This window comes from Pseudomonas sp. P9_35, assembly GCF_034008205.1.
Classification (GTDB): Bacteria; Pseudomonadota; Gammaproteobacteria; order Pseudomonadales; family Pseudomonadaceae; genus Aquipseudomonas; species Aquipseudomonas kilonensis.
Window position 1 is genome coordinate 1,663,820 of the sequence record NZ_CP125373.1, and the last position, 26,507, is coordinate 1,690,326.

The window sequence follows — 26,507 nt, forward strand, 5'->3', positions numbered from 1 at the left end:
GCGAGGGGCTGTGGGAGCAAAGCTTGCTCGCGAAACAGGCGCCTCGATCTCTGAAAGACCGCATCGCCTGCATCGCGGGCAAGCCTTGCTCCCACATGACTCTCCTCACTACGGGTATTTGTTTGGCCTGGGCAACCGAGTCAGATATCCCAGATCAGGTTCACCGCGAAGTTACGCCCCGGCGCCGTCAGGCGATCGAGGTTGGCGGGGCTCAGCACCGCCGCCTCGCCAACGCTGTCGTAGCCGCGCACGTCATCCCACAGCCAGTACTTCTTGTCGGTGAGGTTGTAGAGGCCGCCGCTGACGGTGAGGTCGTCGGTCACCTTGTAGAAACCGCTCAGGTCGAGGATGCCGAAGCCCGGCGTCTTGAACTGGCCGCTCACGCCATCGGGCGAGTTGAAGTTGCTGTCGTCGACGCGGTCCTTTTTCTTGACCAGGGTCCAACTGAGCAAAGTGCCGTAGCGATCCTGGTCGTAGCCCAGGCCGAACACACCGGTCAGCGGGTTGATGCTGTTGAGCGGCTCGCCGGTGTCGTTGTTGCGACCATAGAGGTAGGCCACCGAACCTTGGGTGTAGAGGCCCTTTGGCGCGCCCAGCACCTCCAGCTCCAGGCGTCCCCTGGCCTCGGCGCCCTTGATGGTGGCGTGCTTGATGTTGTTGCTCTGGAAGGTCAACTGGTCGGCGCCGGGGGTGATGGCATCTTCGTTGATGAAGTCGCGGTACTTGTTGTAGAACACCGCCACGTCGAACGAGCCGGAATCGAAACGGCCGCGCAGGCCGGTCTCGTAGCTCTTGCTTTTTTCCGGTTCCAGATCGGGGTTGGGTTCTACGCTATAGCCAGGGTCGGTGTTCTCGAAGCGGCCATAGAGAGCCTTGGCGGTCGGGGTGCGGAAACCTTCGGCGTACTGGCCGTACCCGGTGTACTCATCGCTCAGGGCGTAGGTCACGCCGAACTTCGGTGAGACGCGATGCCAGGTCTTGTTCTTGCCGCTGACTGCACCGCCGCCGGTAGGGTCTACGGTGTTGAGGAATTCCTCGGTCAGGTGCGGCTTGAGCCGGGTGTAGTCGTAGCGCAGGCCTGGCGTGAAGGTCCATTTGTCCCAACTGATCTGGTCCTGGGCGAACAGGCTGTAGGTGTTGATGGTCGGGTCCGGGAAATCACTGGCTTTTGCCAGCACGTCCCGGGTGCTGATGGCGCCTACCGCGGAGCAACCGACGCCAACCGCCAGGCACACGCCATTGCCGCTGCGCGAGCCGGTGACTTTCTGCTGCTTGAGGGTGGTGCCGTAAGTCAGCGCGTGATCGGTGTCGGCGACGCTGAAGGCCTTGTCCAGTTGCGCGTCGAAGACCCACTGTTTCTCTTCATAGAGGGTCTCCCGGGTGCGCAGGACCTGGCGGGTGATCGGGAAGTAGAATTCGGCGGTGCTCTGGTCGGTCTTGGCGACCTGGTGATTCAGGCTCCACTTCATGTGATCGGCCAGCAGGCTGTCGAGGGCGAAACTGTGCTCCAGGCCGAAACGCTCGCGGGTGATGGTGTCGTTGCCGGTGCGCCACTGGTACATGCCGCCGGGCAGCATGGAGATGGGGATCGTGGGGCGGCCGTTGGAATAGGGGCCGCCATAGGCGCTTTTCAGGTCGCTGTCGCGGTCGTCCTTGTATTTCTCGTAGATCAGGCCAAGGCGTGAGTCATCGCTGTAGTTCCAGCCGAGCTTGGCCAGCACGTTGTTGGCGCGCACGTCTTGGGGGTTGGCGGCGGTGCGGTCCAGGCCGGTGCCGTTGTGGCTGCCGTAGGATTCGGTTTCATGACCGTCGCGCTGGCTGTAGTGCAACAGGCCGTCGAACTGCCCGCTACGGCCAGCGACGGTGGCGGACTTGAGCCAGCTCTCGTCGGCGGAGCTGTAGCCGGTCTTCAGGCGGGCGCCAACGTCCTCGCCTGGCTTGATGATGTCGTCCGGATCCAGGGTGAAGTAGCTGACGGCACCGCCAATGGCATTGCTGCCGTACAGCACCGAGGCCGGACCGCGCAGGATTTCCACGCGCTTGATGATTTCCGGGTCGACGTAGTTGCGCTGGGTCTTGGCGTAGGGGCCATTGAAGAAGCCGCCGGGAATTTCCACGCCGTCGACCTGGGTCAGGATCCGGTTGCCGTCGATGCCGCGGATGTTGTAGCCGCTGATACCGCCGCGCTGGCCCGCGCCGCCCACCGATACACCCGGCTCATAGCGCACCAGGTCCTTGAGGGTATTGATGTTGTTGCGGTCCAGTTCCTGGCGGTCGTGGACGGTGACCGTGCTCGGTACGCTGGTGATGTCCTGTTCCTGGCGGGTGGCGCTGATGGTCACCTGTTGCAACTCCAGCGCGCTGCCGGCACTGCGTTTTTCCAGGACGATGCTGTTGTCGCCCAGCTTGCGGTAGCTCAGGTTGGTCCCCACCAACAGGCGCTCCAGGGCTTTTTCAGGTGGCAGCGAGCCGTTCACCCCTGGCGAGGCGAGGCCTGCGGCCAGTTCCGCGGGCATCCCGACCTGCCAGCCGGTGGCCGCAGAGAATGCATTCAGCGCCGAGACCAGTGGCTGCCGGGCGATGGCAAAGGTGTAGTCGCCCATGTTGCGTGCAGCGGGTTGCACGGTGGTGGCGGCCAGGGCGAGCGGCGCGGTGCCGGCCATCAGCAGGGCGGCGGTGAGCAGTGACAGCGTGCAAGAGGGGGCAAGAAACCGGCAAGTAAGGCGAGAGGACATCGATAGCGCTCCGTGTCGCATCTGTTATAGGTGCAGATCCACATCGCTGGATGCGAATCAATTGCATTGGCTATAACGAGACGAATCAGCGGAGCCTATCGAGTAAAAATAATTCTCATTTAGTTCAGGATCACCAGCGCCGGGAACTCCTGGAGCCGCGCCGAGGTGATGTGGGCCAGCGAACGGACCACGTCCAGCGGCTGGTCGAGGCGGTAATTGCCGGTCACCGCGACGTTGGCCAATTGTTCGTTACTGTTGATGATCCAGCCGGGGTAATAGCGTCGCAGCTCGGCCAGTACCTGGCTCAGTGGCCGGTTTTCGAACACCAGCCGACCCTGGACCCAGGCCAGGTCAGTGTTGGCCTCGAGCCGGGCCGGGCGGTCGAAGCCGTTGGGGCCGATGCGGATGCTTTCGCCAGCTGATAGCCGCACATGGGCGTCGTTGCGGGTGGCCCGCAGGTCCACGTCGCCGCGCTGCACCTGGACCTGGGCCACGCCGTCGAGGTAACGCACGGCGAACGTGGTGTCGCTGACGCTGGCCATGACCGGGCCGGCATCGATTTCCAGCGGCAGGCTACGGTTGCCCGGGACCTCGAAAAACGCCTCGCCCTTGTACAGGCGCGCCACATGCCGCTGCTCGTTGAACGTGCTGGAGAAGGCCGAATCGGTGTTGAGCAGGACCTTGGAGCCGTCCTCCAACTGCAAGCGCTGGCGCTCACCGACTACGGTCAGGTGGTCGGCCTGCAAGCGCAGGGGCAGGTCGCTGAAGTTGAACAGGCCGAGAAACAGCACGGCGGCAGTGGCCAGGGGTTTCCAGTGGGCGCGCAGACGCGACAGCGCGGTAACCTTGGGCGCGGCTTCAAGTTGGCGGGCACTTTCCATCACCTGCGGGCCGTTCCAGATCGCCTGGGCTCGGGCGAACGCCTCGCCGTGGCGCGGATCGGCCGCCAGCCAGGCGTGGAACTGCCGAGTCTGTTCCTCGCTGGGGTTGTCCAGCAGGATCAGCCAGTCCAGCGCCTGCTCCATGGCATGGGCGGTTTCCGGCGTCGCAGTGGGCTCGGCAGAGCGGTGATTGTCCATCACAGTGGGTTCTCGGTATTAGCGGCACGGGCTCAAGCTACAAGCTGTACGCAGCAAGTGGCAAGCGTGTGCGCAGCTTATGGCCTGAAGCGTGGAGCGGGTCACTGCTCGCCGTGGCTACGTTCAGCCACACCCACACAGATCGCCATGATCAGTTTCAGTTCCTTTTGCACGGTGCTCAGGGACACGCCCAGGCGTTCGGCGATTTGCTGGTAACTGTGGCCATGCAGGCGGCTGAGAATGAAGATCTGCTGCTGTCGCGAACCCAGGGCCTGGAGGCTGACGTTCAGGCGTTCGAGCAGTTGCTGGGCATGGGCGGCGTCCTCGGCACTGCTCTGGGGGGCGACGACGTTGTGGACGACCTCCGGCGGTACGTCATCGAGCAAGGTCCGCGACTGGATGCGCCGGGCACGCAGATGGTCCAGCGCCAGGTTGCGGGCAGTCTGGAAAACAAAGGGTTCGAGGTGCTCGACCGTGCGTTCGCCCAAGGCGCGGGTGACGCGCAGGTAGGTTTCCTGGAGCAGGTCTTCGGCGGTACTGGGGTTGCTGACCATGCGCTCGAGAGTGCGCAGCAGCGGTGTGCGCTGGGCGAGGAAGACGTGATGAAAGCGTGATTGACTCACGGTAGGGCCCGATCTGGTTCGAGTAGATGATAATGCTTATCATCTGTCGGGCGGGTCAAGCCTTCATTCATTTCACAAAGCGTAACCCTGTGGGAGCGAGCTCGCTCGCGATGACGGAGCATCAGTCGCCATTGATGCTGGCTGATACGCCGCTATCGCGAGCAAGCTCGCTCCCACAGAAAAGCTCAATACGGCCGTGTCAGTTATTCGGCGTTACACAACGCCAGGCAGTTATCCAGCATACGGTTGGAGAAGCCCCATTCGTTGTCATACCAGGCCAGTACCTTGAGCAGCTTGCCGCTGGCCTTGGTGTGGTTGGCGTCGAAGATCGACGACAGCGGGTTGTGGTTGAAGTCACTGGAGACCAGCGGCAGGGTGTTGTAGCCGAGGATCTTCGAATGCTGGCTGGCGTGGCGCAGCAGTTCGTTGACTTCTTCGGCCGATGCTTCGCGCTTGAGTTGCACGGTCAGGTCGACCAGGGACACGTTGATCACCGGTACACGCACCGCCATGCCGGTCAGCTTGCCGGCCAGTTCCGGCAGCACCAGGCCCACCGCTTCGGCGGCGCCGGTCTTGCTCGGGATCATGTTCTGGGTCGCCGAACGGGCGCGGTACGGGTCGCTGTGGTAGACGTCGGTCAGGTTCTGGTCGTTGGTGTAGGCATGGATGGTGGTCATCAGGCCGCTTTCGATGCCGAGCTCGCGGTGCAGCACCTGGGCCACTGGGGCCAGGCAGTTGGTGGTGCACGAAGCGTTGGAGATGATCTGGTGGGACTGGCGCAGGATATCGTGGTTCACGCCGTACACGACGGTGGCATCGGCGCCCTTGGCCGGGGCCGAGATGATCACCTTGCGGGCGCCGGCGCTGATATGCGCGGCGGCCTTGGAGCGATCGGTGAACAGGCCGGTGCATTCGAACACGACGTCGATTTTTTCAGCCGCCCAAGGCAGTTCGGCCGGGTTGCGGATGGCGCTGACCGAGATGCGGTCGCCATTGACCGTCAGGCTTTCGTGATCGTGCTGCACGTCGGCATCGAACGTGCCGTGGACGGTGTCGAACTTGAGCAGATGAGCATTGATTGCACTGTCACCCAGGTCGTTGATGGCGACGATCTGCAGGTCGCGACGATAGCCTTGGGTATACAGTGCACGGAGGACGTTGCGGCCGATGCGGCCAAAACCATTAATTGCGATTCGAAGAGTCATTAACTGCGCCGCCGTCGATTTGTTGTTGGAATTACAAGATTATTCGCATAAAAATAGAAAACAAGCCTTTTTAGTGGCAATATTTTGTTTTATCTACAACGAGTGACCTGAATCAACTGGTCCGAATGGTCAAGAAACTGTCTGTCGCCTCGCTTTTTACACAGCGTGCAGCGGGCTTTTGATCAGCATAGACAATCAGGTCGCCACACCCGTTAGCCTGGAGTTCTACACATGCATCCCCGCGTTCTTGAGGTCACCGAACGGCTTATCGCCCGCAGCCGCGCCACGCGTCAGGCTTACCTTGCATTGATCCACGGTGCAGCCAGCGACGGGCCGATGCGCGGCAAGCTGCAGTGCGCCAACTTCGCTCACGGCGTGGCTGGTTGCGGCACCGAAGACAAGCATCACCTGCGGATGATGAACGCCGCCAACATCGCCATCGTGTCGTCCTATAACGACATGCTCTCGGCCCACCAGCCCTACGAAACCTTCCCGGAACAGATCAAGAAAGCCCTGCGCGAGATCGGCTCGGTCGGCCAGTTCGCCGGTGGCACGCCAGCGATGTGCGACGGCGTGACCCAGGGCGAGGCGGGGATGGAACTGAGCCTGCCGAGCCGTGAAGTGATCGCGCTCTCCACGGCGGTGGCGCTGTCCCACAACATGTTTGACGGCGCACTGATGCTCGGCATCTGCGACAAGATCGTCCCGGGCCTGATGATGGGCGCGCTGCGCTTCGGTCATTTGCCGACGATCTTCGTGCCAGGCGGGCCGATGGTCTCGGGCATTTCCAACAAGGAAAAAGCCGACGTTCGCCAGCGCTATGCCGAAGGCAAGGCCACCCGCGAAGAACTGCTGGAATCGGAGATGAAGTCCTACCACAGCCCGGGCACCTGTACCTTCTACGGCACCGCCAACACCAACCAGTTGTTGATGGAAGTGATGGGCCTGCACTTGCCGGGCGCCTCGTTCGTCAACCCGAACACGCCGTTACGCGATGCTCTGACCCGTGAAGCGGCGTTCCAGGTCACGCGCATGACCAAGCAAAGCGGCAACTTCATGCCCATCGGCGAAATCGTCGACGAACGCTCGCTGGTCAACTCCATCGTTGCGCTGCACGCCACCGGTGGCTCCACCAACCACACCCTGCACATGCCGGCCATCGCCATGGCGGCGGGCATCCAACTGACCTGGCAGGACATGGCCGACCTCTCCGAGGTGGTGCCGACCCTGAGCCACGTCTACCCGAACGGCAAGGCCGACATCAACCACTTCCAGGCGGCGGGCGGCATGTCGTTCCTGATCCGTGAATTGCTGGAAGCCGGTTTGCTCCACGAAAACGTCAACACCGTGCTCGGTCACGGCCTGAGCCGCTACACCCAGGAACCGTTCCTCGAGGACGGCGAGCTGGTATGGCGCGACGGCCCGATCGAAAGCCTCGACGAAAACATCCTGCGCCCGGTGGCCCGTGCGTTCTCGCCTGAGGGCGGCCTGCGGGTGATGGAAGGCAACCTGGGCCGTGGCGTGATGAAGGTTTCGGCTGTGGCCCTGGAAAACCAGGTCGTCGAAGCGCCGGCCATGGTCTTCCAGGATCAACAGGACCTGGCCGATGCGTTCAAGGCCGGCCTGCTGGAGAAAGACTTCGTCGCGGTGATGCGCTTCCAGGGGCCGCGCTCCAACGGCATGCCCGAGCTGCACAAGATGACGCCGTTCCTCGGCGTATTGCAGGACCGTGGCTTCAAAGTGGCACTGGTGACCGACGGGCGCATGTCCGGCGCGTCGGGGAAAATCCCGGCGGCCATTCATGTCAGTCCCGAAGCTTATGTCGGTGGTGCGTTGGCCCGGGTGCAGGAGGGCGATATCATCCGTGTCGATGGCGTCAAAGGCACCTTGGAATTGAAGGTGGACGCCGAGGAATTCGCCGCGCGCACGCCGGCCAAGGGCCTGTTGGGCAACAACATCGGCACCGGTCGCGAGCTGTTCGGTTTCATGCGCATGGCCTTCAGCTCGGCGGAGCAGGGCGCCAGCGCCTTCACTTCTGCCCTGGAGACGCTTAATTGAAACTGGCTTTGGTCGGTGACATCGGTGGGACCAACGCACGCTTTGCGCTGTGGAAAAACCACACCCTGGAAAACATCCAGGTGCTGGCAACGGCGGATTATGCCTGCCCGGAAGATGCCATTCAGGTGTACCTGAGTGGCCTGGGCCTGAAGCCGGGCGCCATCGGTTCGGTGTGCCTGTCGGTGGCCGGTCCCGTGAGCGGCGATGAGTTTCGCTTTACCAACAATCACTGGCGCCTGAGCAACCTGGCGTTCTGTCAGACCTTGCAAGTGGAGAAGCTGTTGCTGGTCAACGACTTCTCGGCCATGGCCCTGGGCATGACTTGCTTGCGTCCCGATGAGTACCGGGTCGTATGCGAAGGCACCCCGGAGCCGTTGCGCCCGGCAGTGGTGATCGGCCCGGGTACCGGGTTGGGTGTTGGTACGTTGCTGGACTTGGGCGAAGGCCGTTTCGCGGCGTTGCCGGGAGAGGGCGGCCATGTCGACCTGCCCATGAGCAGCCCGCGGGAAACCCAGCTGTGGCAGCACATCTACAACGAGATCGGCCACGTCAGCGCCGAAACCGCGCTGAGTGGCAGCGGGTTGCCTCGGGTGTACCGGGCCATTTGCGCGGTGGACGGCCATGTGCCGGTGCTCGACACCCCCGAATCCATCACCGCCGCCGGCCTGGCTGGCGACCCCATTGCCCTGGAAGTGCTCGAGCAGTTCTGCCGCTGGCTGGGGCGCGTGGCCGGCAACAATGTATTGACGCTGGGCGGGCGCGGCGGTGTCTACATCGTCGGTGGCGTGGTCCCGAGGTTTGCTAATTTCTTCCTCGAAAGTGGTTTCGCCCGTTGCTTCGCCGACAAGGGCTGCATGAGCGATTACTTCAAGGACATACCGGTCTGGCTGGTGACTGCGCCGTACCCCGGCCTGATGGGTGCGGGTGTGGCGTTGGAGCAGTCGATTCCAGTTTGAAATGTGATCCCCTGTGGGAGCGAGCTTGCTCGCGATAGTGGAGTGTCAGTCGCCATTGATGCTGGCTGATACATCGCTATCGCGAGCAAGCTCGCTCCCACAGGGGTTTTGTGGTGTGTTTGTAGTCCTCATCCATCAGGCATAATCGCCCCCATCCAAACAACAAGGACGAGGCTCGTGAGTTCAGTGAACAAATCGATTTTGTTGGTCGACGACGACCAGGAGATTCGCGAACTGCTGGACACCTACCTCAGCCGTGCGGGTTTCCAGGTGCGGACCACGCCCGACGGCGCCGGGTTTCGCCAGGCGCTGAACGATGCACCGAGCGACCTGGTGATCCTTGATGTGATGCTGCCTGATGAGGACGGCTTCAGCCTGTGCCGCTGGGTTCGCCAGCACCCGCGCCAGGCCCATGTGCCGATCATCATGCTCACCGCCAGTTCCGACGAGGCCGACCGGGTCATTGGTCTTGAACTGGGCGCCGATGATTACCTGGGCAAGCCTTTCAGCCCACGGGAATTGCAGGCGCGCATCAAGGCGCTGCTGCGTCGGGCGCAATTCGGCCAGGAGCGCTCCGGCGGCGAAGTGCTGGCCTTCGATGAATGGCGGCTGGACATGGTCAGCCATCGGCTGTTTCACACCGACGGTGAAGAAGTGATTCTTTCCGGTGCCGATTTCGCCCTGCTCAAGTTGTTTCTCGATCATCCCCAGGAAATCCTCGACCGCGACACCATCGGCAATGCGACCCGCGGTCGCGAGCTGATGCCCCTGGACCGGATCGTCGACATGGCAGTCAGTCGCCTGCGCCAGCGCCTGCGTGACACCGACAAGCCGCCACGGCTGATTCGCACAGTGCGTGGCAGCGGTTATCAACTGGCGGCCAGTGTGGTTGCCAGCAATGGTCATTGACTGGATCAAAAAAGTCGCCCGACGGGTACCGGTACCGCGCTCGTTGCTGGGACGGATGCTGCTGCTGACCTTGCTGGTGGTGCTGTTCGCCCAGACCTTGTCCAGCCTGATCTGGGTCTCGCAACTGCGCGCCACCCAGCTTGAAGGCCTGGTCACCAGTGCCCGTAGCCTGGCCCACTCGATGACCGCCAGCGTCAGTTATTTGCGTTCGCTGCCGGTGGCGTACCGGCCATTGGTGCTGGACCAGTTGCGCAGCATGGGCGGTACGCGGTTTGTCGTGACCCTCAACGACAAGCCCCTGGGCATGGATGTGCTGCCGATCACGCCGCGTAAACTGGCGGTGCTCAAGGCGGTGGACGATGTGCTGCGCCGGTCGTTGGGCAGTAACGCCGACATCTCGGTAAATTTTGTCAGTCCCGACGACCTGCGAATTTTCAACGCTGGGCTCAAGCTCGATGAACTGCCCCGTTCGTGGGCTCACTACGCCTTGACCCTGGAACCGGTGAACCCGCCGGTGCTGGTCACGCAGATCCAGATGGCGCCGGGGGAATGGCTGTACATCGCCTCGCTGCTGCCCGAACCCTACACCAGCCTTGAAGAGCAGGACCTGCCCAAGCAACAGGTCGGTTTCATCGTGCTCACCAGCAGCTTGTTGTTGCTGTTCATCGGTTTGCTGGTGCACTGGCAGAGCCGACCGCTCAAGCGTTTGGCCCGGGCCGCGCGGGACATGTCCCTGGGCGCCGAGGTGGAACCGGTGGCCGAGGGCGGCGGCAGCGAAGTGGTGGAGGTGGGGCGGGCGTTCAATGCCATGCGCGAACGCATCAGCCGTTACCTGACGGAACGCAGCCAGTTGTTCAGCGCGATTTCCCACGACTTGCGCACACCGATCACCCGCTTGCGGCTGCGGGTCGAGTTGCTGGAGGACGAAAACCTGCAGGCCAAGTTCGGCCGTGACCTGGATGAGCTGGAGCTGCTGGTCAAAGGCGCGCTGCAATGCGTCAAGGACACCGACATCCACGAAAACATCGAGCCGGTGGACCTCAACCATGTGCTCGATTGCCTGGTCGAACCCTACCTGGCGCCCAACGGCAACGGTCGGGTGACCCAGGACGGCCGGGCGCTGGCGCCGTATCCTGGCAAGCCGCTGGCCCTCAAGCGCTGCATCGGCAATCTGATCGACAACGCCTTGAAGTATGGCCAGAACGCCCACCTGCATATCGATGACGATGAAACCGCCTTCATCCTGCACGTCGACGACGAAGGCCCCGGCGTGCCGGAACAGCGCCTGGAGCAAGTCTTCGAACCGCACTTCCGCCTCGCCGGGCAACAGCAGGGTTATGGCCTGGGCCTGGGCATCGCCCGCAACATCGCCCACAGCCATGGTGGCGAAGTGAGCCTGCAAAATCTGCGTGAGGGTGGATTGCGGGTGACGTTGCAGTTGCCTCGCAGTGTGGATTGATCAGACCGCGTTATCGTTCATCGCGAGCAAGCTCGCTCCCACAGGGGTTTTGTGAACGCCGAAGATCCACTGTGGGAGCGAGCTTGCTCCGGGCGGCGTTCCGACGATGGCGCCTGTAGCCTCACCCCATCTCCCAGGTAAATGTCACAGCTCAGTGACATAACTCGCCCCTTTCGTTACCTGCCCCTCGCCATCCCTTGTTTAGACTCCCTGCGTCAAAACAACAAAAAAGGTACCACCCAATGGACACCTTCCTACCGGCCTTCAGCAGTTGGCTGAACGCCCCTGCCCACCAGCAATGGCTTGCCGACGAAGGCTTGCGGCTGCTGGCGTTCGCCAAGGCGTCGAAGCTGGCGGACGGCTTTGGCAACCTGGACGAGCGCGGCCACCTGCCGGCCGATGCCCGGGCCGAGACCATGAACACTGCGCGCATGACCCACAGCTTCGCCATGGCCCACATCCAGGGCTTGCCGGGGTTTGCCGAGCTGGTGGACCACGGTGTCCAGGCGCTGAGCGGCCCCTTGCGCGACGCCGAGCACGGTGGCTGGTTTGCCACGACGCGGCCTGATGAAGACGGCGCGGGCAAGGCGGCCTACCTGCATGCATTCGTTGCCCTGGCGGCCAGTTCCGCAGTGGTGGCCCAGCGTCCCGGCGCCCAGGCGTTGCTGGACGAAGCGGTGCGGATCATCGATGAGCATTTCTGGAGCGAAGAAGAGGGCGCGCTGCGCGAATCCTTCAACCGCGACTGGAGTGAGGAAGAGGCCTATCGCGGCGCCAACAGCAACATGCACGCCACCGAAGCCTTCCTCGCCCTGGCCGATGTCACCGACGACCCACGCTGGCTGGCCCGCGCGCTGCACATCGTCGAACGGGTGATCCACGGCCATGCCGCCGCCAACGACTACCTGGTGGTGGAGCATTTCGATCGCCACTGGCAGCCGTTGCGCGAATACAACCAGGACAACCCTGCCGATGGTTTCCGTCCCTACGGCACCACCCCTGGCCACGGTTTCGAATGGGCGCGACTGCTGCTGCACCTTGAAGCGGCACGCGTGCAGATCGGCATGTTGACCCCGGGTTGGTTGGCCCAGGACGCACAGAAACTCTTCGACCAGAACTGCCGTCATGCGTGGGGCGTCGATGGTGCGCCGGGCATTGTCTACACCCTGGGTTGGGATAACCGCGCCGTGGTTCGTCATCGCCTGCATTGGGTTCACGCTGAAGCGGCGGCCGCTGCCAGCGCCTTGCTCAAGCGCACCGACGAGGCGAAGTACGAAGCCTGGTACCGGCGATTCTGGGAGTTCTGTGACAAACATTTCATCGACCGCTGCAACGGCAGCTGGCATCACGAACTCGATCCGCAAAATTGCCCCAGCGCCGATATCTGGCCGGGCAAGCCGGACCTGTATCACGCCTGGCAGGCGGTCCTGATTCCGCGCCTGCCCCTGGCACCCAGCATGGCGTCAGCCCTGGCGCGGTTATCCAGTCCTGCGCCTGTGTAACCATGTCGTGACATTTGCACGTCCCTTCGTTACCTGCGAAGGGATTCCCTCTGATTAGAATCCATGCAGCGCAAGCACCAGACTTGCATGCATAACAACAAGAAAGGTAATTCTAGATGAATGCGATTTCTCGCCTCGCTACTGTCATTTCTCTTGCTTCCTTGCTTCCCGTCGCAGCATTCCCTGTCACTACCCTTGCCGCTGAATCCAAAGGTTCCGTGGAAGTCGTCCACTGGTGGACGTCGGGTGGCGAAAAAGCCGCGGTCGATGTGCTCAAGGCCCAGGTAGAAAAAGACGGCTTTACCTGGAAGGACGGCGCTGTCGCCGGTGGTGGCGGTTCCACTGCCATGACCGTGCTCAAGAGCCGTGCCGTGGCCGGCAACCCACCGGGCGTCGCCCAGATCAAGGGCCCGGACATCCAGGAATGGGCGTCCACCGGGCTGCTCGACAGCGACGTCCTGAAAGACGTCGCCAAGGCCGAGAAGTGGGACAGCCTGCTCGACAAGAAAGTCTCCGATACCGTGAAGTACGACGGTGACTACGTCGCCGTGCCGGTGAACATCCACCGCGTCAACTGGCTGTGGATCAACCCGGAAGTCTTCAAGAAAGCCGGCATCGAAAAAGCACCGACCACCCTCGAAGAATTCTACGCGGCCGGCGACAAGCTCAAGGCCGCGGGATTTATTCCGCTCGCCCACGGTGGCCAGCCTTGGCAGGACAGCACCGTATTCGAAGCCGTGGTGCTCTCGGTCATGGGCGCTGATGGCTACAAGAAAGCCCTGGTCGACCTGGACAACAAGGCGCTGACAGGCCCTGAAATGGTCAAGGCGCTGACCGAACTGAAGAAAGTCGCGACCTACATGGACGCCGACGGCAAGGGCCAGGACTGGAACCTGGAAGCGGCCAAGGTCATCAACGGCAAGGCCGGCATGCAGATCATGGGTGACTGGGCCAAGAGCGAATGGACCGCGGCGAAGAAAGTCGCCGGCAAGGACTACGAGTGCGTGGCCTTCCCGGGCACCGACAAGGCCTTCACCTACAACATCGACTCCCTGGCGGTGTTCAAGCAGAAAGACAAGGGCACTGCGGCTGGCCAGCAGGACATCGCCAAGGTCGTGTTGGGCGAGAACTTCCAGAAAGTCTTCAGCATCAACAAAGGCTCGATCCCGGTTCGTAACGACATGCTCGGCGACATGGCCAAGTACGGTTTCGATTCCTGTGCCCAGACCGCTGCCAAGGACTTCCTGACGGACGCCAAGTCCGGCGGCCTGCAACCAAGCATGGCGCACAACATGGCGACCACGCTGGCCGTACAGGGTGCGTTCTTCGATGTGGTGACCAACTACATCAACGACCCGAAAGCCGACCCTGCCGATGCCGCCAAGAAACTCGGCGCAGCGGTTCAGTCAGCGAAGTAATTAGCGCCGCTTCCCTTGTGGGAGCGAGCCTGTGGGAGCAAAGCTTGCTCGCGATGAACGATAACGCGGTCATTAGAAAGACCGAGGTGCCTTCATCGCGAGCAAGCTCAGCTCCCACACAAGCTCGCTCCCACAAAGGGATGCCCTTGTAACCTTGTTCTGGATCTTCCCATGAGTTCTGTTGCTGTGTTCAGCAAGGCCTCGCCGTTCGATGCATTGCAGCGCTGGCTCCCGAAACTGGTGCTGGCGCCGAGCATGTTCATCGTCCTGGTGGGCTTCTATGGCTATATCTTGTGGACGTTCGTCCTGTCGTTCACCACTTCGACGTTCCTGCCGAACTACAAATGGGCAGGCCTGGCGCAATACGCCCGGCTGATGGATAACGATCGCTGGTGGGTGGCGAGCAAGAACCTGGCGCTGTTCGGCGGCCTGTTCATCGGTGTCACCCTGGTGATCGGTGTGTTGCTGGCGGTGTTCCTTGACCAGCGCATTCGTCGCGAAGGTTTCATCCGCACCATTTACCTGTACCCGATGGCGCTCTCGATGATCGTCACCGGTACGGCCTGGAAATGGCTGCTCAACCCGGGCATGGGCCTGGACAAATTGTTGCGTGACTGGGGTTGGGAAGGCTTCCGCCTGGATTGGCTGATCGACCCGGATCGCGTGGTGTACTGCCTGGTGATCGCGGCGGTATGGCAGGCCTCGGGCTTCATCATGGCGATGTTCCTGGCCGGCCTGCGGGGTGTCGATCAATCGATCATCCGTGCCGCGCAGATCGATGGCGCGAGCATGCCGCGCATCTACTGGAAAGTGGTGCTGCCGAGCCTGCGCCCGGTGTTCTTCAGCGCCGTGATGATCCTGGCTCACATCGCGATCAAGAGCTTCGACCTGGTGGCCGCGATGACGGCCGGCGGCCCGGGTTACTCCTCCGACCTGCCAGCCATGTTCATGTATTCCTTCACGTTCAGTCGCGGTCAGATGGGCATGGGCTCGGCCAGTGCAATCCTGATGCTTGGTGCGATTCTCGCAATCATCGTGCCTTACCTGTACTCCGAGCTGAGGACCAAGCGTCATGACTAGTCTCGCTGCCAAACCTTCCCTCAGCCTGAGTCGCATCGCCATCTATGCGGTGCTGATCCTCGCTGTATTGCTTTACCTGGTGCCGTTGGTGGTCATGCTGTTGACCAGCTTCAAGACGCCGGAAGACATCAGCACCGGCAACCTGCTGAGCTGGCCGACCGTGGTCAGTGGCATCGGCTGGGTCAAGGCCTGGGCCACGGTCGACGGCTATTTCTGGAACTCGATCAAGATCACCGTTCCGGCGGTGCTGATCTCTACCGCCATCGGTGCCTTGAACGGCTACGTGTTGTCGATGTGGCGTTTTCGCGGTTCGCAGTTGTTCTTCGGCCTGTTGCTGTTCGGGTGCTTCCTGCCGTTCCAGACAGTCCTGCTGCCGGCCTCGTTCACCCTCGGCAAGATGGGCCTGGCCAGTACCACCACGGGCCTGGTGTTCGTGCACGTGGTCTACGGCCTGGCATTCACCACGCTGTTCTTCCGCAACTACTACGTCAGCATTCCCGATGCACTGGTGAAGGCGGCGCGACTGGACGGTGCGGGGTTCTTCACCATTTTCCGGCGGATCATCCTGCCGATGTCCACCCCGATCATCATGGTCTGCCTGATCTGGCAGTTCACCCAGATCTGGAACGACTTCCTGTTCGGCGTGGTGTTCTCCAGCGGTGATTCGCAGCCCATCACGGTGGCGCTGAACAACTTGGTCAACACCAGTACCGGGGCCAAGGAATACAACGTGGACATGGCGGCGGCGATGATCGCCGGGCTGCCGACCCTGCTGGTCTATGTGGTCGCAGGCAAGTATTTCGTGCGCGGTCTGACGGCCGGCGCAGTCAAGGGGTAATCATGGCAACGCTTGAACTTCGCAACGTAAACAAGACCTATGGTGCCGGCCTGCCGGACACCCTGAAGAACATCGAGTTGTCGATCAAGGACGGTGAGTTCCTGATCCTCGTCGGCCCTTCGGGTTGCGGCAAGTCGACGCTGATGAATTGCATCGCCGGCCTTGAGACCATCACTGGCGGCGCGATCATGATCGGTGACCAGGATGTCAGCGGCATGAGCCCGAAGGATCGCGACATCGCCATGGTGTTCCAGTCCTACGCGCTGTACCCGACCATGAGCGTGCGCGAGAACATCGAGTTCGGTCTGAAAATCCGCAAGATGAACCAGGCCGCCATCGACGAAGAAGTCACCCGCGTGGCCAAGCTGCTGCAGATCGAACACCTGCTCAATCGCAAGCCCGGCCAGCTTTCCGGCGGCCAGCAACAGCGCGTGGCCATGGGCCGGGCGCTGGCGCGGCGGCCGAAGATCTACCTGTTCGACGAACCGCTGTCCAACCTCGACGCCAAGCTGCGGGTCGAGATGCGTACCGAAATGAAACTGATGCACCAGCGCCTGAAGACCACCACGGTCTACGTGACCCACGACCAGATCGAAGCCATGACCCTGGGCGACAAAGTGGCGGTGATGAAGGACGGGATCATCCAGCAGTTCGGCACGCCAAAAGACATCTACACCAACCCGGCCAACCTGTTCGTGGCGAGCTTCATCGGTTCGCCACCGATGAACTTCATCCCGCTGCGCCTGCAACGCAAGGACGGTCGCCTGCTGGCGCTGCTCGACAGCGGCCAGGCCCGTTGCGAGCTGCCGATGGGCATGCAGGACGCCGGCCTGGAAGACCGCGAAGTGATCCTGGGCATGCGCCCGGAGCAGATCATGCTGGCCGGCAGCGAGCCCAACGGCTTGCCGACCATTCGCGCCGAAGTCCAGGTCACCGAGCCCACCGGGCCGGACACCCTGGTGTTCGTCAATCTCAACGAGACCAAGGTCTGCTGCCGCCTGGCGCCGGACGTGGCACCGCAGCCGGGGGAAACCCTGACGCTGCAATTCGATCCGTCGAAGGTGCTGCTATTCGACGCGCAGTCCGGTGAACGCCTGGGCGTGGCTGGCCAGCCGCAAGCCGATGCTCGGTCGGCGAACGTAGCGCAGTTCAAAGGCCGGTGAAGAACAAATGGGGGAAGGGGGCTTGTGGGAGCAAAGCTTGCTCGCGATGAACGATAACGCGGTCATTCGAAAGACCGAGGCGCTTTCATCGCGAGCAAGCTCAGCTCCCACACAAGCTCTCTCCCACAGGAAGGAGTATGCGGTGAGTGGGGGACCATCCGCCGCAATCGTTGTAAACCGCGTTAGATAAAAACAGTTAATAACAATAAAGACGAGGATGTAGGGATGAAGAAGAAAAATAACGCCCAGCTTATCTGCCAGTTGTCAGCCGTTGCGGCGATGATGCTGGCCGGTAGCGCACACGCTGCCGACGCATTCAGCGCCGATTCGCAGTGGATGACGGGTGACTGGGGTGGCGAGCGGACCAAGCTGATCGAGCAAGGTATCGATATCAAGGCTGACTACGTCGGTGAAGTGGGCGCCAACTTGCATGGCGGCTACAACAACGACAAGACAGCGCGTTATGCCGACCAGTTTGGTCTGGGCGTGGCGCTGGACCTGGAAAAGCTGTGGGGCTGGGATAACACCCAGGCCAAGATCCAGCTCACCAACCGTAACGGTGAAAACATTTCCAATGATCGTGTCGGCGACCCGCGTGCCGGCACCTTGAGTTCTTCCCAGGAAGTCTACGGCCGTGGCCACATGGTCCGTCTGACCCAATTGTGGATCAAGCACCAGTTCCTCGATGGCAAGCTGGACGTCAAGGCTGGTTACTTCGGCGAAGGCGAAGACTTCAACACCTTCCCTTGCGAGTTCCAGAACCTGGCATTCTGCGGGTCCCAAGCGGGTAACTGGGCAACCGGCATCTGGTACAACTGGCCGGTCATGCAGGCGGCGATTCGCGTGAAGTACAACATCACGCCTGAGTTCTACGCGCAGATCGGTGCGTACAACCAGAACCCCTCGCAACTGGAACACGGTAACGGCTTCAAGCTCAGCGGCAGTGGCACCAAGGGTACGGTCATTCCGATCGAGGCGGTCTGGTCGCCGAAGGTCAACAACCTGCCGGGCGAATACCGTGTCGGTTACTACAAGAGCACGGCCGATGCCAATGACGTCCGTGAAGACGACAATGGCGATGACGCCGCGACCACCGGCAACGCCTATCGCAGTCACAACAGCAAGCACGGCTACTGGTTCGTGGCGCAGCAACAGCTGACTACCCACAACGGCGACGCTTCTCGCGGCCTGAACATCGCGGCGAACGCGACCTTCCACGACAAGGACACCAACTTCGTCGACAACTACCAGTCGCTGATGTTCGTGTACAAGGGGCCGTTCGATGCGCGTCCTAAAGATGACATCGGGATTGGTTTCTCCCGTATCCATGTCAACGATGACGTGAAGAAAAACGCCGAGCTGACCAACGCTGCCAACGGTGTCAGCGACTACAACGATCCGCTGTTCGCGCCGTTGCGTGACACTGAGTACAACTACGAACTCAACTACGGCATCCACGTAACCAACTGGCTGACCGTGCGTCCCAACCTGCAATACATCACTCACCCAGGTGGTGTGGATGAAGTCGACAACGCGCTGGTGGCCGGCCTGAAAATTCAGTCGGTGTTCTAACGCTGTTGCGATAAGCTCCTCTCTATGTGCGCATATTTGCGGACGGCCAAGGCTGTCCGCTTTTTTTTGGGGCGCGCAGAACCTGTGGCGAGGGAGCTTGCTCCCGCTGGGCTCTGTAGGAGCTGGCGAAGCCTGCGATCTTTTGATCTTGATCTTTCGCTCTCGACTCAATGGGCTGTGGAAAGATCGCAGCCTCGCTTCGCTCGACAGCTCCTACGCAGCCGAGCGGGAGCAAGCTCCCTCGCCACAAAGAACGCGTTGCAAACAGATGAGCAACTCAATGATTTCCAGGACCGCGGCCCATGCATGAGCATCCGCTACAACGCTTTTTCAGATCCTTGCGCGAACGCCCGGTGTTCGCGTGGGAGCGCTATCGGCAGCGCGATGTGTTGGTGATCGACCACCCGTTGTGCCAGGCGGTGTTCAGTCGCCAGGGCGCACAGTTGCTGCATTTTCAGCCCAAAGGCCAGAAACCCTGGTTGTGGTGTGCGGCCAAGTGGCCGCAAGTCGGTGCGATACGCGGCGGGGTACCGGTGTGCTGGCCTTGGTATGGTCGTCATCCCAGCGAAAACGCCTGGCCATCCCATGGTTGGGCGCGGTTGATCGACTGGAAACTGCTCGACAGCCACAGCGATGAAGACGGTGTGCATTTGCACTGGCAACTGCAACTGTGCGACTGGCAAGTGGACCTGCATGCGGACCTGGGTGAACGTATGGAGCTGCGCTTGAGCACCGAGCACCAGGACAGCCTGCCATGCCAGTTGAGCCAGGCCTTGCACGCCTATTGGCGTATTGGTGATGTTGGTGAGGTAGCGCTGTCTGGACTGGAGGGCGCACAGGGCTACGACCAGTTGAACCGTGCGGTTTGCCAGCAGGAAGGCGAGTTGCGGGTCGAGGGCGGCTGCCAGCGGGTGTTCCAGCATGAGGGGGAATTGCAGCTCAAGGACCACGCCTGGCAGCGCGAATTGTGCATCGACACCGGCGACAGCGCCGACACCGTGGTCTGGCATCCCGGCGCACGACCGTTGCTGGGGGTGAGTTGGGATGAAGTCAGCGAATTCGTCTGCGTCGAAGCGGCCAGTGGCGGCACCGACAGCCTGTGCCTGGCGCCGGGGGAGCGGGCGCACCTGAGTTTGCAGGCGCGGGTGGGGGCTTAGCTCAGGATCTTCGGTGTGGCGGCTGGCCCCATCGCGAGCAAGCTCGCTCCCACAGGGTTTTGTGAACACCAAGGATCCAGTGTGGGAGCGAGCTTGAACTGGCCTAATAATTCCGGACACCTCTTAAGGGCGATATGATTTCGCCAATTTGGAGGTTCCATGAAAGAAAGAAGAGTCTTTTCCCGCGAGTTCAAACATCGTGCGGCCAGCATGGTGATTGATGACAACTGTTCAGTACAGGAAGTCTGCGCGTCGCTGGACATCAGTGCTACCGCGTTACGACGGTGGGTGGACCAGGTTCGCAAGGAACAAAAAGGTCAGCCAGTTCAAGGCACCAAGGCCATTACTGAGGATCAACGGCAGATTCAGGATCTGAAAGCCAAGATCAAACGCATGGAAATGGAAGCCGAAATCTTAAAAAAGGCTACCGCTCTCTTGATGTCGGATCCCGATCGTTTTCGATGATCGCGGAGCTAAGAGAGTCATTCCCGACCGCCATCCTGTGTCGCGTTTTCGATGTGAAGCGCAGCAGCTTTTACGAATGGCTACAGCGGCTCTCGCGGCCTAAGATCGAGCGCGAAGAACTCAAGGGGAAGGTGGTTGAACTGCACAGCGAAAGCCGGGAAGCCATGGGGTCCAGAACGATCAGCAAGCATCTGAAGGCCCAAAACATAGCGGTCGGCAGAAGCCTTGTTAGAACACTGATGAGGGAAGCCAACATTGTCAGTAAACAACGCCAGCCTCACCCATTCAGGTCCAAAGGAGTTGAAGCATTTGTCGCACCCAATCTGCTCAAGCGTAATTTCAAGCCGACCGTGGTCAATCAGGTCTGGTGTGGCGACGTTACAAGCTTGATGGTGGGTAAACGCTGGGTTCATCTGGCCATCGTTATCGACTTGTTTGCTCGCCGGGTCATTGGTTGGGCATTTTCGCTGGTCAATGACGCCAACCTGGTCAGCAAGGCGTTACGCATGGCGATAGAGCTTCGAACATGCCCACCTGGATTGATGTTTCATTCGGATCAGGGCTGTCAGTACACCAGCCGCAAGTTTCAAGAAGAGTTGATGCGCAATGGCATTTTGCAAAGCATGAGTCATCGCGGGCAGTGCTGGGACAATGCTCCAACAGAACGTTTTTTCGGCACCCTGAAGTCAGAATGGGTCCCTCGCAACGGTTACAGCACGAGCGAGGAAGCACAAACCGATATGGTGCGCTTCTTCATGTACTACAACCGCACCAGGCTCCACAGCTACAACGACTACCTATCGCCAATAGCCATGGAGCAAAAAGCAGCATAAACACCGTAACTGGTGTCCGGATTTACTTGACCAGTTCAGCTTGCTCGCGATGGCTGACTATCAGACACCGAAGGCTCTGGACCGAATCAGTTGAACTCATCCCCCACCGGATACCGGCTGGCGTTCAAGCTTTCCTTGATCTTGCGCAGATGCGGCTGGAAGTCCACGCCCCGACGCAGGGTCATGCCGGTGGCGAGCACGTCCAGTACGGTGAGCTGGATGATCCGTGAGGTCATCGGCATATAGATATCAGTGTCTTCTGGCAGGGGGATGTTCAGGCTCAGGGTGCTGGCCTTGGCCAGTGGCGAGCCTTCGGCGGTCAGGCCCAGCACCGACGCGCCGTTTTCCCGGGCGATGCGCGCCACTTCCACCAGCTCACGGGTACGACCGGTATAGGAAATGATCACGAACAGTTCACCGGTATGGGCCACGGACGCGATCATGCGCTGCATCAGTACGTCGGCGTGCGCGGTCACCGCCAGGTTGAAGCGGAAAAATTTGTGCTGGGCATCCAACGCCACCGGGGCGGAGGCGCCGAGGCCGAAGAAGTGGATCTGCCGGGCCTGGATCAGCAGGTCCACGGCGCGACTGATCAAATTGGGATCAAGGGCCTGGCAGGCGCTGTCCAATGAGGCAATGGCACTGCCAAAGATTTTCCGGGTGTAGGCTTCCGGGTTGTCGTCGGCCTCCACTGCACGGCTCACATAAGCAGCGCCGCTGGCCAGGCTTTGGGCCAGTTGCAGCTTGAGTTCCGGGTAACCGCTGACGCCGAACGAGCGGCAGAAACGGTTGACGGTCGGTTCACTGACCGAAGCCGCCTGGGCGAGGGCGGCGATGCTGAAGCGGGTCGCCTGCTGCGGGTTGAGCAGGATGATCTCGGCCACCTTGCGTTCGGCCTTGTTCAGGTCTTCAAGGCGACTCTGGATCTGTTCCAGTAAATTTCGCACGCGGTCCATACAAGATTCCTAGGAAGACGGGTCTTTGATACGACCCTTTGCGGTGGCCTATCCTACTGATGGCTCCGACGGACCACCACTCGGAATCGGTATTTTCGAAAAATGTTGTGGTTATTACTACATTTTTCCTTGAGTGATACCTTGAAAAAAGGTATTTGTAGTTTAACTTGATAAAAGAACAAACATCATGCCTTCGATTACGGTTGAACCGTGCACCTTTGCCTTGTTTGGCGCGTTGGGCGATCTGGCCTTGCGCAAGCTCTTTCCTGCCCTGTATCAGCTCGATGGCGCCCAGTTGTTGCACGAGGACACGCGAATCATTGCGCTGGCCCGTGAACCCGGCGGCGAGCAGCAGCACCTGGCATTCATCGCCGCCGAACTGCGGCGCTACGTCGATGAAAAAGACCTGGACGAAGGCGTACTCGAGCGCTTCCTGGCACGATTGACCTACCTGCACGTGGATTTCCTCAAGGCCGACGATTACGTCGCCTTGGCCGAAGCAGCCGGTTCGACCCAGCAGGTCATTGCCTATTTCGCCACCCCAGCGGCGGTGTATGGGGCGATTTGCGAAAACCTGGCGAAGGTTGGCTTGAGCGAAAACACCCGTGTCGTGCTGGAGAAACCCATCGGCTCGGACCTGGAATCGTCGCGCAAGGTCAACGATGCCGTGGCGCAGTTCTTCCCGGAAAACCGTACCTATCGCATCGACCATTACCTGGGCAAAGAGACGGTCCAGAACCTGATCGCGCTGCGCTTCGCCAACAGCCTGTTCGAAACCCAGTGGAACCAGAACTACATTTCCCACGTGGAAATCACCGTGGCCGAGAAGGTCGGTATCGAAGGCCGCTGGGGCTATTTCGACAAGGCTGGGCAACTGCGGGACATGATCCAGAACCACCTGTTGCAGCTGCTGTGCCTGATCGCCATGGACCCGCCGGCCGACTTGTCCGCCGACAGCATCCGTGACGAGAAGGTCAAGGTGCTCAAGGCCCTGGCGCCGATCAGCCCGGAAGGCCTGACCACCCAGGTAGTGCGCGGCCAATACATCGCCGGCCACAGCGAGGGCAAGGCAGTGCCTGGCTACCTCGAAGAACCCAACTCCAATACCCAGAGCGACACCGAGACGTTCGTCGCCCTGCGCGCCGACATCCGCAACTGGCGTTGGGCCGGGGTGCCGTTTTACCTGCGTACCGGCAAGCGCATGCCGCAAAAGCTGTCGCAGATCGTCATCCACTTCAAGGAACCGTCCCACTACATCTTCGCGCCCGAGCAGCGCTTGCAGATCAGCAACAAGCTGATCATCCGCCTGCAACCGGACGAAGGGATTTCCTTGCGAGTGATGACCAAGGAGCAGGGCCTGGACAAGGGCATGCAATTGCGCAGCGGTCCGTTGCAACTCAACTTCTCCGACACCTATCGCAGCGCACGTATTCCCGATGCCTACGAGCGGTTGTTGCTGGAAGTCATGAACGGCAATCAGAACCTGTTTGTCCGTAAAGATGAAATTGAAGCCGCGTGGACGTGGTGTGACCAGTTGATTGCCGGCTGGAAGAAATCCGGCGATGCGCCCAAGCCGTATGCGGCTGGGTCCTGGGGGCCGATGAGCTCCATTGCACTGATCACGCGGGATGGGAGGTCATGGTATGGCGATATCTGAATTGAAACTGCCGCAGGGCGTTAGCGCCCATGAGTTCAAGAACCCGGTGGTGCTGGCCGAAGGCCTGGCGCTGAACGTGGCCGAGCAGTTGCGCAAAGCAATCGAGGCACGCGGTGCGGCGACCCTGGTGGTCTCCGGTGGCCGCAGCCCGGTGGCGTTTTTCCAGCACCTGGCCAAGCAGGCGCTGGACTGGTCCAACGTGGTGGTCAGCCTGGCCGATGAACGCTGGGTACCGGTTGAACACGCCGACAGCAATGCCGGCCTGCTCAAGCGTTACTTGCTGCAAGGCGCGGCGGCCAAGGCCCAGTTCCTGAGCCTCTACAGCGCCAGCACCAACCTGGAAGCGGCTGCCGAACAGGCCGATCGTCTGTTGGCCGAGCTGCCGCCGATCGATGTGCTGGTGTTGGGCATGGGCGAAGACGGGCACACCGCCTCGCTGTTCCCTGGCAGTCCGAACCTGGCCCAGGCCCTGGACGCCAATGGCACACGTCGCTGCTGGCCGATGCTGGCGCCGACCGTGCCGCACCAGCGCTTGACCATGAGCCGCGCCTTGCTGGCTTCGGCGCAACACAAAGTGCTGTCGATTTCCGGTCAGTCGAAATTGACCACCTTGAACGCTGCGGTGGCGGGCGACGATGTCGCCGAAATGCCGATCCGCGCGTTTTTGCAACCTACGTTAGAGATTTACTGGTGCCCATGAACCAAGGATCAGCCGCTATGACAAACCCATCCCCGACCGTTTCCATGGCGGACAAAGTTGCCCTGATCGACAGCCTCTGCGCCAAGGCGCGGATCCTGCCGGTGATCACCATCGCCCGTGAACAGGACATCCTGCCGCTGGCCGATGCCCTGGCTGCCGGTGGCCTGACGGCGCTGGAAGTGACGCTGCGTTCCCAATACGGCCTCAAGGCCATCCAGGTGCTGCGTGAGCAGCGTCCGGAACTGGTGACCGGCGCCGGCACGGTGCTCGACCGCCACATGCTGGACGCCGCCGAGGCTGCCGGTTCGCAGTTCATCGTCACTCCGGGCATCACCCGTGATCTGCTCGAGGCCAGCGTCTACAGCTCTATTCCATTACTGCCTGGCATCAGCAACGCCTCGGGCATCATGGAAGGCTACAGCCTGGGCTATCGCCGCTTCAAACTGTTCCCGGCCGAAGTCAGCGGCGGCGTCGCGGCTATCAAGGCCTTGGGTGGCCCGTTCGGTGAAGTGAAATTCTGCCCGACCGGCGGCGTGAGCCCGGCCAACATCAAGAGCTACATGGCGTTGAAAAACGTGATGTGCGTGGGCGGAAGCTGGATGCTTGATCCTGAGTGGATCAAGAACGGCGACTGGGCCCGCATTCAGGAATGCACCGCCGAGGCCTTGGCGCTGCTGGACTGATTGTTTTACCGAACCTCGTTGGGTGTTCTACGGTTTTACGGTGCGCTTGGTCGGCGCGCCGTTTTTTTTTGCCCGGATTTTGTGGCAGTACAAAATTCCTGTGGCGAGGGAGCTTGCTCCCGTTGGGCTGCGTGTAGGAGCGGTGTAGGAGCTGACGAGTGCAACGAGGCTGCGATCTTTCCACTGACAATTGAGTCGAGAGCGAAAGAGCAAGATCAAAAGATCGCAGGCTTCGCCAGCTCCTACAGAGCCCAGCGGGAGCAAGGGATCTAGGTACGGCTCAGTTCAAGCAGTGCTTTGGTCAACCGCTCGATATCACTCGCCAAGGTAATCAGCCCCGGGGTAATGCGAATGCACGGCCCGACGCTGGTGTGGCGCACCACCGTGAAGATCCCATGCTCATGGAGCAATCGATCGGCCATCGCCTGTTGATCGGCCTGGGCGGTGAAGCGCATCGCGGTGATCCCGCAATAGAGACGCCGGTCATCCGGGGTCATGACTTCGATGCCCGGCACATCGCGCACGGCGCTCACCCACAGGTCACGCAGATAACAGAGGCGCGCGCCTTTGGCCGAAGCGCCACCCAGGGCCTGGTGTTCTTCGAAGACCAGCGGCAGGGTGAGCAAGGCAGGGATGTTGGGCGTGCTGTGGGGCGTGCGCGAGCGGACGTCGGTGACGGGGTAGCTGTCTTCGTCCATGTCCGGGTCGATGTCGGCCAAGCGCTGCGGGGCGATGTACAGGAAGCCCTGGGAGAGGGGCCCGCCGATCCACTTCTGCAGGTTGAACCCGGCGAATTCGATCCCGAGCTTCTTCAGGTCGAAATCGATCTGGCCCAGGGCATGGGCACCGTCGAGGATGATATCGACGGCGAACTCGCGGGCACTCTCGGCAATGGCCTGGACCGGCATCACCAGTCCGGTGAGGTGGTTGACGTAGGTCAGCGCCATCAACTTGAGGCGAGGGTAGCGAATGAACGCTTCGCGATAAGTGCCCACCAGGCTTTCGAAACTGGCAGGGTGCTGGTGGACGATTTCGATCACCTCCACGCCACGCTGACGAGCCAGCCAGCGCATTGCACTCTTGACCGAGGCATATTCCAGATCACAGATCAGCACTTGATCGCCGGGCTTGAGGCCGTTGTAGTTGCGAATCAGCGTCTGCAAGGCATCCACCGCGCTACTGGCCAATGCCACGCTCTGGGGGGATGCGTGGATCAGCCGGGCCACCTGTCGACGAATGGCTTCGCCGTGTTCACGGTCGAAATGCTGGCGCACATACACCGAGTTGCCGCGGTTGATGAATTCGATGTTGCGCTGGTATTCCTCCACCACGGTGCGGGACATACGTGCGAAGTAGCCGTTTTCCAGGTTGAGCGGCCCGGCGGGATCGACGTCGTAGCGACCGACAAACGTCTGCCAGAAAGCTTCATCATGGGCGCGTAGCGTGTTTTCGGGCATGA

The 26,507-nt window shown here is 61.1% G+C and carries 22 protein-coding genes; 16 read left to right on the forward strand and 6 right to left on the reverse strand.

Features of this window, described 5'->3' with window-relative positions; translation table 11 throughout:
* Positions 1-140: 140 nt before the first annotated feature.
* The 4 genes from QMK47_RS07355 to gap form a co-directional block, all read right to left on the reverse strand.
* The gene (locus QMK47_RS07355; RefSeq protein ID WP_320390005.1) at positions 141-2,735 is read right to left on the reverse strand and encodes a TonB-dependent receptor; all 2,595 of its coding nucleotides are present in this window, start codon (positions 2,733-2,735) and stop codon (positions 141-143) included.
* A gap of 119 nt (positions 2,736-2,854) precedes the next feature.
* Positions 2,855-3,817: a FecR family protein gene (locus QMK47_RS07360; protein WP_320390006.1), complete on the reverse strand. Its 963-nt coding sequence runs from the start codon at positions 3,815-3,817 to the stop codon at positions 2,855-2,857.
* A gap of 98 nt (positions 3,818-3,915) precedes the next feature.
* Positions 3,916-4,437, reverse strand: a complete 522-nt coding sequence (locus tag QMK47_RS07365) for an RNA polymerase sigma factor (protein WP_253472062.1) — start codon at positions 4,435-4,437, stop codon at positions 3,916-3,918.
* Positions 4,438-4,640: 203 nt separating this feature from the next.
* The gene (gene gap / locus QMK47_RS07370) at positions 4,641-5,642 is read right to left on the reverse strand and encodes a type I glyceraldehyde-3-phosphate dehydrogenase (protein WP_003198523.1); all 1,002 of its coding nucleotides are present in this window, start codon (positions 5,640-5,642) and stop codon (positions 4,641-4,643) included.
* A 231-nt stretch (positions 5,643-5,873) separates the two neighbouring features.
* Between gap and edd the strand changes: the two genes are divergently transcribed.
* The 13 genes from edd (at position 5,874) to QMK47_RS07435 (ending at position 21,052) form a co-directional block, all read left to right on the forward strand.
* Positions 5,874-7,700 carry a phosphogluconate dehydratase gene (gene edd / locus QMK47_RS07375; RefSeq protein ID WP_214511638.1) on the forward strand — a complete coding sequence of 609 codons (1,827 nt, stop codon included), beginning with the start codon at positions 5,874-5,876 and terminating at the stop codon, positions 7,698-7,700.
* Positions 7,697-8,656, forward strand: coding sequence for a glucokinase (locus QMK47_RS07380; protein WP_320390007.1), 960 nt, complete (start codon positions 7,697-7,699; stop codon positions 8,654-8,656). Before edd ends, QMK47_RS07380 begins: the two co-directional genes overlap by 4 nt.
* Before the next feature lie 177 nt (positions 8,657-8,833).
* Positions 8,834-9,565, forward strand: coding sequence for a response regulator (locus tag QMK47_RS07385; protein WP_003184616.1), 732 nt, complete (start codon positions 8,834-8,836; stop codon positions 9,563-9,565).
* Positions 9,555-11,024 carry an ATP-binding protein gene (locus QMK47_RS07390; RefSeq protein WP_253472073.1) on the forward strand — a complete coding sequence of 490 codons (1,470 nt, stop codon included), beginning with the start codon at positions 9,555-9,557 and terminating at the stop codon, positions 11,022-11,024. The genes QMK47_RS07385 and QMK47_RS07390 overlap by 11 nt, the downstream gene beginning before the upstream one ends.
* Positions 11,025-11,266: 242 nt before the next feature.
* Positions 11,267-12,526 (forward strand): AGE family epimerase/isomerase, encoded by a 1,260-nt coding sequence (locus QMK47_RS07395; protein WP_320390008.1) that lies wholly within the window; start codon positions 11,267-11,269, stop codon positions 12,524-12,526.
* A 116-nt stretch (positions 12,527-12,642) separates the two neighbouring features.
* Positions 12,643-13,944: an ABC transporter substrate-binding protein gene (locus tag QMK47_RS07400; RefSeq protein ID WP_320390009.1), complete on the forward strand. Its 1,302-nt coding sequence runs from the start codon at positions 12,643-12,645 to the stop codon at positions 13,942-13,944.
* Between the two features lie 171 nt (positions 13,945-14,115).
* Positions 14,116-15,024 carry a carbohydrate ABC transporter permease gene (locus tag QMK47_RS07405; protein ID WP_253472077.1) on the forward strand — a complete coding sequence of 303 codons (909 nt, stop codon included), beginning with the start codon at positions 14,116-14,118 and terminating at the stop codon, positions 15,022-15,024.
* Positions 15,017-15,862: a carbohydrate ABC transporter permease gene (locus tag QMK47_RS07410; protein ID WP_014336917.1), complete on the forward strand. Its 846-nt coding sequence runs from the start codon at positions 15,017-15,019 to the stop codon at positions 15,860-15,862. The genes QMK47_RS07405 and QMK47_RS07410 overlap by 8 nt, the downstream gene beginning before the upstream one ends.
* Before the next feature lie 2 nt (positions 15,863-15,864).
* Positions 15,865-17,025 (forward strand): ABC transporter ATP-binding protein, encoded by a 1,161-nt coding sequence (locus QMK47_RS07415; protein ID WP_214511643.1) that lies wholly within the window; start codon positions 15,865-15,867, stop codon positions 17,023-17,025.
* 225 nt (positions 17,026-17,250) lie between these two features.
* Positions 17,251-18,597: a carbohydrate porin gene (locus QMK47_RS07420; RefSeq protein ID WP_214511644.1), complete on the forward strand. Its 1,347-nt coding sequence runs from the start codon at positions 17,251-17,253 to the stop codon at positions 18,595-18,597.
* A gap of 302 nt (positions 18,598-18,899) precedes the next feature.
* Positions 18,900-19,754: a D-hexose-6-phosphate mutarotase gene (locus tag QMK47_RS07425; RefSeq protein ID WP_258690498.1), complete on the forward strand. Its 855-nt coding sequence runs from the start codon at positions 18,900-18,902 to the stop codon at positions 19,752-19,754.
* 159 nt (positions 19,755-19,913) lie between these two features.
* The gene (locus QMK47_RS07430) at positions 19,914-20,219 is read left to right on the forward strand and encodes a transposase (protein ID WP_038858942.1); all 306 of its coding nucleotides are present in this window, start codon (positions 19,914-19,916) and stop codon (positions 20,217-20,219) included.
* The gene (locus tag QMK47_RS07435) at positions 20,216-21,052 is read left to right on the forward strand and encodes an IS3 family transposase (RefSeq protein WP_253470111.1); all 837 of its coding nucleotides are present in this window, start codon (positions 20,216-20,218) and stop codon (positions 21,050-21,052) included. The genes QMK47_RS07430 and QMK47_RS07435 overlap by 4 nt, the downstream gene beginning before the upstream one ends.
* A gap of 86 nt (positions 21,053-21,138) precedes the next feature.
* On the opposite strand, the gene QMK47_RS07440 is transcribed toward QMK47_RS07435, so the two are convergent.
* Positions 21,139-21,999 (reverse strand): MurR/RpiR family transcriptional regulator, encoded by an 861-nt coding sequence (locus QMK47_RS07440; RefSeq protein ID WP_170842276.1) that lies wholly within the window; start codon positions 21,997-21,999, stop codon positions 21,139-21,141.
* Between the two features lie 196 nt (positions 22,000-22,195).
* Here QMK47_RS07440 and zwf point away from each other — a divergent pair, with 196 nt between their 5' ends.
* From zwf to QMK47_RS07455, 3 genes are read left to right on the forward strand one after another with little or no spacing between them, the layout of a single operon-like run.
* Entirely contained in the window at positions 22,196-23,665 is a 1,470-nt protein-coding gene (gene zwf / locus QMK47_RS07445; protein WP_214511646.1) for a glucose-6-phosphate dehydrogenase, read from the forward strand.
* Positions 23,652-24,365, forward strand: coding sequence for a 6-phosphogluconolactonase (gene pgl / locus QMK47_RS07450; protein WP_320390010.1), 714 nt, complete (start codon positions 23,652-23,654; stop codon positions 24,363-24,365). Before zwf ends, pgl begins: the two co-directional genes overlap by 14 nt.
* A 17-nt stretch (positions 24,366-24,382) precedes the next feature.
* Complete coding sequence (locus tag QMK47_RS07455; protein WP_018611012.1) at positions 24,383-25,048, forward strand: bifunctional 4-hydroxy-2-oxoglutarate aldolase/2-dehydro-3-deoxy-phosphogluconate aldolase; 666 nt, start codon at positions 24,383-24,385, stop codon at positions 25,046-25,048.
* A 269-nt stretch (positions 25,049-25,317) separates the two neighbouring features.
* On the opposite strand, the gene QMK47_RS07460 is transcribed toward QMK47_RS07455, so the two are convergent.
* Positions 25,318-26,505, reverse strand: coding sequence for an aminotransferase class V-fold PLP-dependent enzyme (locus tag QMK47_RS07460; protein ID WP_320390011.1), 1,188 nt, complete (start codon positions 26,503-26,505; stop codon positions 25,318-25,320).
* Between the last annotated feature and the right edge of the window lie 2 nt (positions 26,506-26,507).

Excerpts from the sequence above, each read along its gene's own strand:
- QMK47_RS07355 (WP_320390005.1), bottom strand. The coding sequence starts at position 2,735 with ATGTCCTCTCGCCTTACTTGCCGGTTTCTTGCCCCCTCTTGCACGCTG.
- gap (WP_003198523.1), bottom strand. The coding sequence starts at position 5,642 with ATGACTCTTCGAATCGCAATTAATGGTTTTGGCCGCATCGGCCGCAAC.
- edd (WP_214511638.1), top strand. The coding sequence starts at position 5,874 with ATGCATCCCCGCGTTCTTGAGGTCACCGAACGGCTTATCGCCCGCAGC.
- QMK47_RS07390 (WP_253472073.1), top strand. The coding sequence starts at position 9,555 with ATGGTCATTGACTGGATCAAAAAAGTCGCCCGACGGGTACCGGTACCG.
- QMK47_RS07395 (WP_320390008.1), top strand. The coding sequence starts at position 11,267 with ATGGACACCTTCCTACCGGCCTTCAGCAGTTGGCTGAACGCCCCTGCC.
- QMK47_RS07400 (WP_320390009.1), top strand. The coding sequence starts at position 12,643 with ATGAATGCGATTTCTCGCCTCGCTACTGTCATTTCTCTTGCTTCCTTG.
- QMK47_RS07405 (WP_253472077.1), top strand. The coding sequence starts at position 14,116 with ATGAGTTCTGTTGCTGTGTTCAGCAAGGCCTCGCCGTTCGATGCATTG.
- QMK47_RS07410 (WP_014336917.1), top strand. The coding sequence starts at position 15,017 with ATGACTAGTCTCGCTGCCAAACCTTCCCTCAGCCTGAGTCGCATCGCC.
- QMK47_RS07415 (WP_214511643.1), top strand. The coding sequence starts at position 15,865 with ATGGCAACGCTTGAACTTCGCAACGTAAACAAGACCTATGGTGCCGGC.
- QMK47_RS07420 (WP_214511644.1), top strand. The coding sequence starts at position 17,251 with ATGAAGAAGAAAAATAACGCCCAGCTTATCTGCCAGTTGTCAGCCGTT.
- QMK47_RS07425 (WP_258690498.1), top strand. The coding sequence starts at position 18,900 with ATGCATGAGCATCCGCTACAACGCTTTTTCAGATCCTTGCGCGAACGC.
- QMK47_RS07430 (WP_038858942.1), top strand. The coding sequence starts at position 19,914 with ATGAAAGAAAGAAGAGTCTTTTCCCGCGAGTTCAAACATCGTGCGGCC.
- QMK47_RS07435 (WP_253470111.1), top strand. The coding sequence starts at position 20,216 with ATGATCGCGGAGCTAAGAGAGTCATTCCCGACCGCCATCCTGTGTCGC.
- zwf (WP_214511646.1), top strand. The coding sequence starts at position 22,196 with ATGCCTTCGATTACGGTTGAACCGTGCACCTTTGCCTTGTTTGGCGCG.
- pgl (WP_320390010.1), top strand. The coding sequence starts at position 23,652 with ATGGCGATATCTGAATTGAAACTGCCGCAGGGCGTTAGCGCCCATGAG.
- QMK47_RS07455 (WP_018611012.1), top strand. The coding sequence starts at position 24,383 with ATGACAAACCCATCCCCGACCGTTTCCATGGCGGACAAAGTTGCCCTG.
- QMK47_RS07460 (WP_320390011.1), bottom strand. The coding sequence starts at position 26,505 with ATGCCCGAAAACACGCTACGCGCCCATGATGAAGCTTTCTGGCAGACG.